Here is a 5,796-nt window from a genome sequence, read left to right on the forward strand (position 1 = left end):
AACCATTATCTTTTTTCCGTCGTTAATGAGGGAAACATTAAAGTAAACGAACAAAGATTTAATCATTCATTTTTCATATTCTATAGGGCATAAAAAACTTGGCGCACTTCGCGATAACTTGGCGCGCTTGGCGGTTAAAAATTACAAATTCAATAGAAACAAATCACTCGCAATCCCATCACTTAGAAACTTGCCTTTGCGGGTAGTACGAACGATATCGCCATCGAGGTACAACAAATGGTCTTCGAGATGTGTTTCGGCTTGTTGAAGAAAATAGGTTTTGAAACGGGGACCAAATTCGGTTTCCAAGCGGTGCAAATCGACTCCCCAAATCGTGCGCAAACCCGTCATCACATATTCGTTGTAGCGATCGGTCAGGGATAAGGTTTCCATTTCAATTGGCAGTACATAGGCTTCGAGTGCTTGAATGTATTTGGTGTTGTTGGAAATATTCCATCCGCGTTGGACGCCGTTAAAACTGTGGGCCGCGGGTCCAATGCCCAAATACGGTTTACCTAACCAATAGGCCGAATTATTTTTGGAAAAATAGCCTTCTTTACCAAAATTCGACAACTCATAATGCACAAAACCCGCGGCTTCAAGTTGGTCTATCAACAACAAAAATTGTTCTTGCGCTTGGCCCTCATCGGGATTGGGAATAATGCCTTTTTGCACAAACGAATGCAAAGCGGTTTTGGGTTCGACCGTCAACGCATAACTCGAAATATGCGGTACCCCCAATTGCAAGGCGGTTTGAATATTCGCAATCCATTTTTCATTCGTTAACCCCGGAATTCCATAAATTAAATCCAACGAGATGTTATCAAAAAGCGTAGTCGCCAACTGCAAACAGGTCAACGCTTCCTGCGCGTTGTGGGCCCGATTCATCAACCGCAAATCGTCCTCAAAAAAGGATTGTACCCCAATGGATAAGCGATTCACTGGCGTTTGTGCCAAAGCGTGTAAATAGTCGGGAGTCAAATCATCGGGATTGGCTTCCAAGGTGATTTCGGGACGATCGGCTACTGTAAAATGGTTGTGAATTTCTTCAATTAAAAAAAGGATATCCGATAGGGCTAAAACACTCGGCGTCCCCCCGCCAAAGTAAATCGTTTCAATCACGGTTGAGGACCCAAACCAGTCTTTTCGCAGTTCAATTTCACGTGCCATCATGGCCACCATAGCTTCCTTTTTTTTCAAAGAAGTCGAAAAGTGGAAATCACAATAGTGACAGGCTTGTTTGCAAAAAGGGATATGGAGGTAGATGCCGCTCATTGATTTGAAATTAATCCGTTTGAAAATTTGAAAATGACCGTAATCTTCAAATTATCAAATCTTCAAATTATTTAATTCTATGTTCATTCTGTTTCACAAACGCATCCCAACCCGTATAACTTTTGCCTGCAACTACCTTTCCTTTATTGAAAAAATGACAAACCGCAGCGGCTAAACCATCCGTGGAATCGAGATTTTTAGGTAATTCTTTTAACCCCAATAGTTGCTGCAACATTTTGGCGACTTGCTCTTTACTGGCATTTCCGTTACCGGTAATTGCCATTTTGATTTTCTTCGGCTCATATTCGGTTATCGGAATCTGTCGTGAGAGTCCGGCCGCCATGGCTACCCCTTGGGCTCTCCCCAACTTCAACATCGATTGCACGTTTTTACCAAAAAATGGGGCTTCAATCGCAATTTCGTCGGGATGATAGGTATCGATTAACTCAATCGTACGCTCAAAGATTTTTTTCAACTTCACATAATGATCATCGTATTTACTCAACAACAGTTCATTGAGTTGAATAAATTCCATCTTTTTGTGGACCACACGAATGAGTCCAAAACCCATAATGGTCGTTCCCGGGTCAATGCCCAATATAATTCGTTCGTTTGCCAAGGTTAATTCATTCGTTGGTTTCGCCAAAAAAGCGTTTTCTTTGTACCATGAAGGCACGGTCAGACAAAGCTACACAATTCCTCACAGTTCTCCTTAAAATTGTGATTGTATCGGGTGCGTTTTACGTGATCTACCACAAATTGAGTTCGGACCCACAATTATCCTGGAATTCATTCCGGAAATCACTACAAAAACTGGCGCATCCGGCAACGATTTTTGTCTTGTTCACCTTGACTTTTGGCAACCGTTTTTTAGAAATCCTTAAATGGCAAAATTTGGGTTCGACCCTTCGCCCACTCTCATTAGGAGAATCCACCAAGCAAGTACTAGCGGCATTGACAGCAGGTATTTTTACCCCCAACGGCATCGGCGAATATGCGGGGAAAGCATTTTATTTTCCTAAGAAAGACGCGGGTCAAGTGGTCTTTTTAAATTTGATTTGCAACGGCATCCAAATGGGACTCACCATCGTTTTCGGCACTATCGGACTCTTCATTTTAGGATATACCCCTTGGGCTTGGGGCGTTATCGCATTGGCTACTGCCCTTGGATTGATTTTTTATTTTACCCAAAAAATTACGGTTAAAGGCTATTCCTTTCAGTTACTTTACACCAAAATCCACGCTCTTCCAACCGCTGTGCATCAAAAAAACAATCTCTTAGCTCTAGGCCGTTACCTCATCTTTTCCCACCAATACTATTTTTTATTTCGGGCATTTGAGGTACATTTACCCTACGCTACGTTAATGGGCGCCATTGCAGCGGTCTATTTTATGGCTTCCTCCTTGCCGAGTTTTCAGTTTTTGGATTTTGCCGTCAAAGGGAGCGTTGCCTTGTTCTTCTTCGGAAAATTGGGTGTAAACGACTGGACCGTGGTGTTCATCAGTACCCTCATGTGGCTCATGAATGTAGTGGTGCCCGTACTTATTGGCAGTTATTATATTTTAATCTTTAAACCACAATGGACATCCTCTTCTTCTGCTTCGGATTCATAACCGTGATGTATGCGGGTTTTCTTTTGCATCTTTTTTCAGGTATCGCAAAACTGCGTACATTCGCCCCCAAAAACACAACACCAACCACCGGATTTTCTATCGTTATCCCCATACGAAATGAGGCGAAAAACTTACCAGCATTACTACAATCCATTGCTCAATTGAAGTATCCCCCCGAACTTTTTGAAGTCATCATCATCGACGATTTCTCAACAGATCAAAGCGAACGGATTTACTTAAATTGGCGGTTAACCCATAGCCCATTTGACACAACATTTCTGGAAAACGTACGACGCACCGGCTCCCCAAAAAAAGACGCCATCGCCCGCGCACTACCCATCCTCAAACATCCCTGGGTGATTACCACCGATGGCGATTGTATTTTGCCCGAAAACTGGCTACATACCTTCCACGATTTCATTCAAGAAACAAAAAAAGAAATGGTGGTCGGACCCGTTATTCTTAAAACCAAAAACAACTGGTTTCACGATTTTCAGCAATTGGAAACCCTCGCCCTTCAAGGTACAACGATGGGCAGTTTTGGCAACCATCAAGGTTTTATGTGTAATGGCGCCAACTTTGCCTACACCAAGGCATTTTTTACTGAATTAGGCGGCTTCGACGGACTCAATCAATATGCAGGCGGCGACGATGTGTTGTTACTACAAAAAGCCTTACAGCAACAACCCCAAAAAGTGGGCTATTTAAAAAGTGCCGCAGCTACCGTTGAAACCCGTGCGATAGACGATTTGTTTGAAGTGCTTCAACAACGCATTCGCTGGGCGGCAAAGTCAACGGGATACTCCAATAGTTATGCAAAAGGGCTCGCCGTTGTCGTTTTGTTGATGAATCTAAGTTGGGGAACTGCCCTCTTGCTCGCCTTCAACCACAAGGTACCATGGGCATTCGTGGCAAGCATCTGGGCGGTAAAATATGCAGCGGACTTTATCCTCATGTACCGTGCGAATAACCTACTACGGGGGGGTAAATTTTTCTTACCCTTAGCGAGTAGCGTAGTGTATCCGTTTTTTAGCAGTGTAACTGGAATCTGTGCATTGTTTGGAGGATTCCGTTGGAAAGGACGCGCGTTTCGACGTTAATTTTCACGGCGCAGGATAACCGGTAAGATAAACTGTGATTTTACGGGAATGCCGCGTTTTAAAGCGGGATTAATTTTGGGTAAATCGGTCAAGCGCGTGCGCAAAATACTGTCTATCTTTTTCTTGTCGTAAGCCGTAGAGTCTTGCGGAAATTGAGGTTCCAACACCAATGTCGCATCGGGATTGACCGTTACTTTCACTTCAATCGTATCAATCGCTGGTGGAAGCACGGCCAAGGAGTCGGGATTGAGTTTTTCTTGAATGGTCGCCGAAAGGAATTCAAAAAAACACTGCTTACGTTGGTTGGTATCGGTCAATTTTTCACAGGCGGCAATCGACGGATATTCATCGACCTGATTCCAATTGATGGCCTGGAGTTCTTTATCCAACAATTCCTGTTCGTTGGGAACTTGTTTTTCAAAATAACTGCATGAAGTTAGGGCCAACGCCAAAAAGAAAAACACTTTTTTCACTACCTTATTTTTTTGATTGCAAATACGCTTCATACCGTTTGTCAAACCATTCTTTCTTGGTTTGTGCTGCGGCCTCTTTTTGGTCCTTATACAACATTCCCAACTTTTCCGAATAGATAGCGATTTTTATCGTATAGGTATAATATTCCTCTTTGGTCAAAATCAGTTGCGGGTCGTTTTGTTTTTCAAAAAACGAAAAAAATAAATCATCATACTTTTTCTTGTCGTAGGCCAAAACTTCTTTTCGGTATTGAGCATACAAGGTGTTTTTAAGCGCCAAATCAGGATCGGAGGCCTCTTGCGCCCACAAAGATGGGACCACTACCCCTGAGCCGATCCATAGTACAAAAAACCAAATCCATTTACGCATAGTGCACCGCTTCAAAGAAACCAAAAGTAGTAAAATAAACGCAATCACAAGCAGGAAGCTGGTCGTCCATTTTTTGGAGCAAAAACCCTGTGTTTTGTTCAACCCTCTTCCCGCTTTCGGCAGTCGCTTTTCCGCTGCGCTACAAGAGCTCCAACAAAGCCTCAATCGGGGCTAAAAACAGGTTTTTACTATAAAAGATGAATTAGGAGCTGCTAAGCTCCTGAGACACTAAGCTACTGAGTACTGCTTAATGCGACGCGACTTTCAACCCTAAACTTTCGCGCCTTCGTGGCAAAGAAAAAAACTGTGAAACTTGGTGCAAACATCGTGAAACCTCGTGCTCCAAAATTTAAACATTAAGGTTTTAAGGTTTTTCACCAAAACGCCTATTTATTTAGTAAAATTAAGCTGGCCACAGGCCGCGATTCTTAACAAACTTAAATCCTTGCGTCCTTCGCGCAACCTTTGCTCCTTTGCGGTGAAATAGAGGAAAGAGAAAAGAAGCAAGAGAAAAGAAATAGGTGTACCCAATACACATTTTAAACCCATTCCACTTTTTAACTTCAATTTGAAAATGTGATGATTTGAAGACCTGCCTGCCGTTAGGAAGGTTTGAAAATGATTGTTCTTTCGCAGCTTTTGTTACACTATTAAACCCATTCCACTTTTACACCACATAAGAACTGCGACTGCGACTTACAACCCTAAACCTTCGTGTCTTCGTGGCAAAGAAAAAAACTGTGAAACTTGGTGCAAACATCGTGAAACCTCGTGCTCCAAAATTTAAACATTAAGGTTTTAAGGTTTTTCACCAAAACGCCTATTTATTTAGTCATTCCTTAAAAAGCCACTATTTTAAATTTCGATTAAAATAGTGGTTTTATTTTTAGTGAAAAAGTTGAACAATAATTGTAACCAAAAAATAATTAGTTCTTTAATTTGGTTAAATCGGAGCTTTAGATTG

6 protein-coding genes are annotated in these 5,796 nt (G+C 42.1%); 2 read left to right on the top strand and 4 right to left on the bottom strand.

What is annotated here, in order from left to right; genetic code table 11:
- Nucleotides 1–141: 141 nt before the first annotated feature.
- Complete coding sequence (hemW, locus tag O9316_RS12040; RefSeq protein WP_298204657.1) at nucleotides 142–1,275, bottom strand: radical SAM family heme chaperone HemW; 1,134 nt, start codon at nucleotides 1,273–1,275, stop codon at nucleotides 142–144.
- Nucleotides 1,276–1,342: 67 nt separating this feature from the next.
- Nucleotides 1,343–1,894 (bottom strand): crossover junction endodeoxyribonuclease RuvC, encoded by a 552-nt coding sequence (ruvC, locus tag O9316_RS12045; protein ID WP_298204672.1) that lies wholly within the window; start codon nucleotides 1,892–1,894, stop codon nucleotides 1,343–1,345.
- A 47-nt stretch (nucleotides 1,895–1,941) separates the two neighbouring features.
- Here ruvC and O9316_RS12050 point away from each other — a divergent pair, with 47 nt between their 5' ends.
- Nucleotides 1,942–2,889 carry a hypothetical protein gene (locus O9316_RS12050; protein WP_298204656.1) on the top strand — a complete coding sequence of 316 codons (948 nt, stop codon included), beginning with the start codon at nucleotides 1,942–1,944 and terminating at the stop codon, nucleotides 2,887–2,889.
- Nucleotides 2,856–3,989, top strand: a complete 1,134-nt coding sequence (locus O9316_RS12055; protein WP_298204655.1) for a glycosyltransferase — start codon at nucleotides 2,856–2,858, stop codon at nucleotides 3,987–3,989. Before O9316_RS12050 ends, O9316_RS12055 begins: the two co-directional genes overlap by 34 nt.
- Here O9316_RS12055 and O9316_RS12060 read toward each other — a convergent pair.
- The gene (locus O9316_RS12060) at nucleotides 3,986–4,462 is read right to left on the bottom strand and encodes a hypothetical protein (protein ID WP_298204654.1); all 477 of its coding nucleotides are present in this window, start codon (nucleotides 4,460–4,462) and stop codon (nucleotides 3,986–3,988) included. The genes O9316_RS12055 and O9316_RS12060 overlap by 4 nt on opposite strands.
- Before the next feature lie 4 nt (nucleotides 4,463–4,466).
- Complete coding sequence (locus tag O9316_RS12065) at nucleotides 4,467–4,832, bottom strand: hypothetical protein (protein WP_298204653.1); 366 nt, start codon at nucleotides 4,830–4,832, stop codon at nucleotides 4,467–4,469.
- Nucleotides 4,833–5,796 lie beyond the last annotated feature (964 nt).

Origin of the sequence: Flavobacterium sp., assembly GCF_027533505.1 — a bacterium.
GTDB lineage: Bacteria > Bacteroidota > Bacteroidia > Flavobacteriales > Flavobacteriaceae > Flavobacterium.

What these genes read in the sequence shown, in the direction of transcription:
- O9316_RS12065 (WP_298204653.1), bottom strand. Translation starts at nt 4,832, where the DNA reads ATGCGTAAATGGATTTGGTTTTTTGTACTATGGATCGGCTCAGGGGTA.
- O9316_RS12050 (WP_298204656.1), top strand. Translation starts at nt 1,942, where the DNA reads ATGAAGGCACGGTCAGACAAAGCTACACAATTCCTCACAGTTCTCCTT.
- hemW (WP_298204657.1), bottom strand. Translation starts at nt 1,275, where the DNA reads ATGAGCGGCATCTACCTCCATATCCCTTTTTGCAAACAAGCCTGTCAC.
- O9316_RS12055 (WP_298204655.1), top strand. Translation starts at nt 2,856, where the DNA reads ATGGACATCCTCTTCTTCTGCTTCGGATTCATAACCGTGATGTATGCG.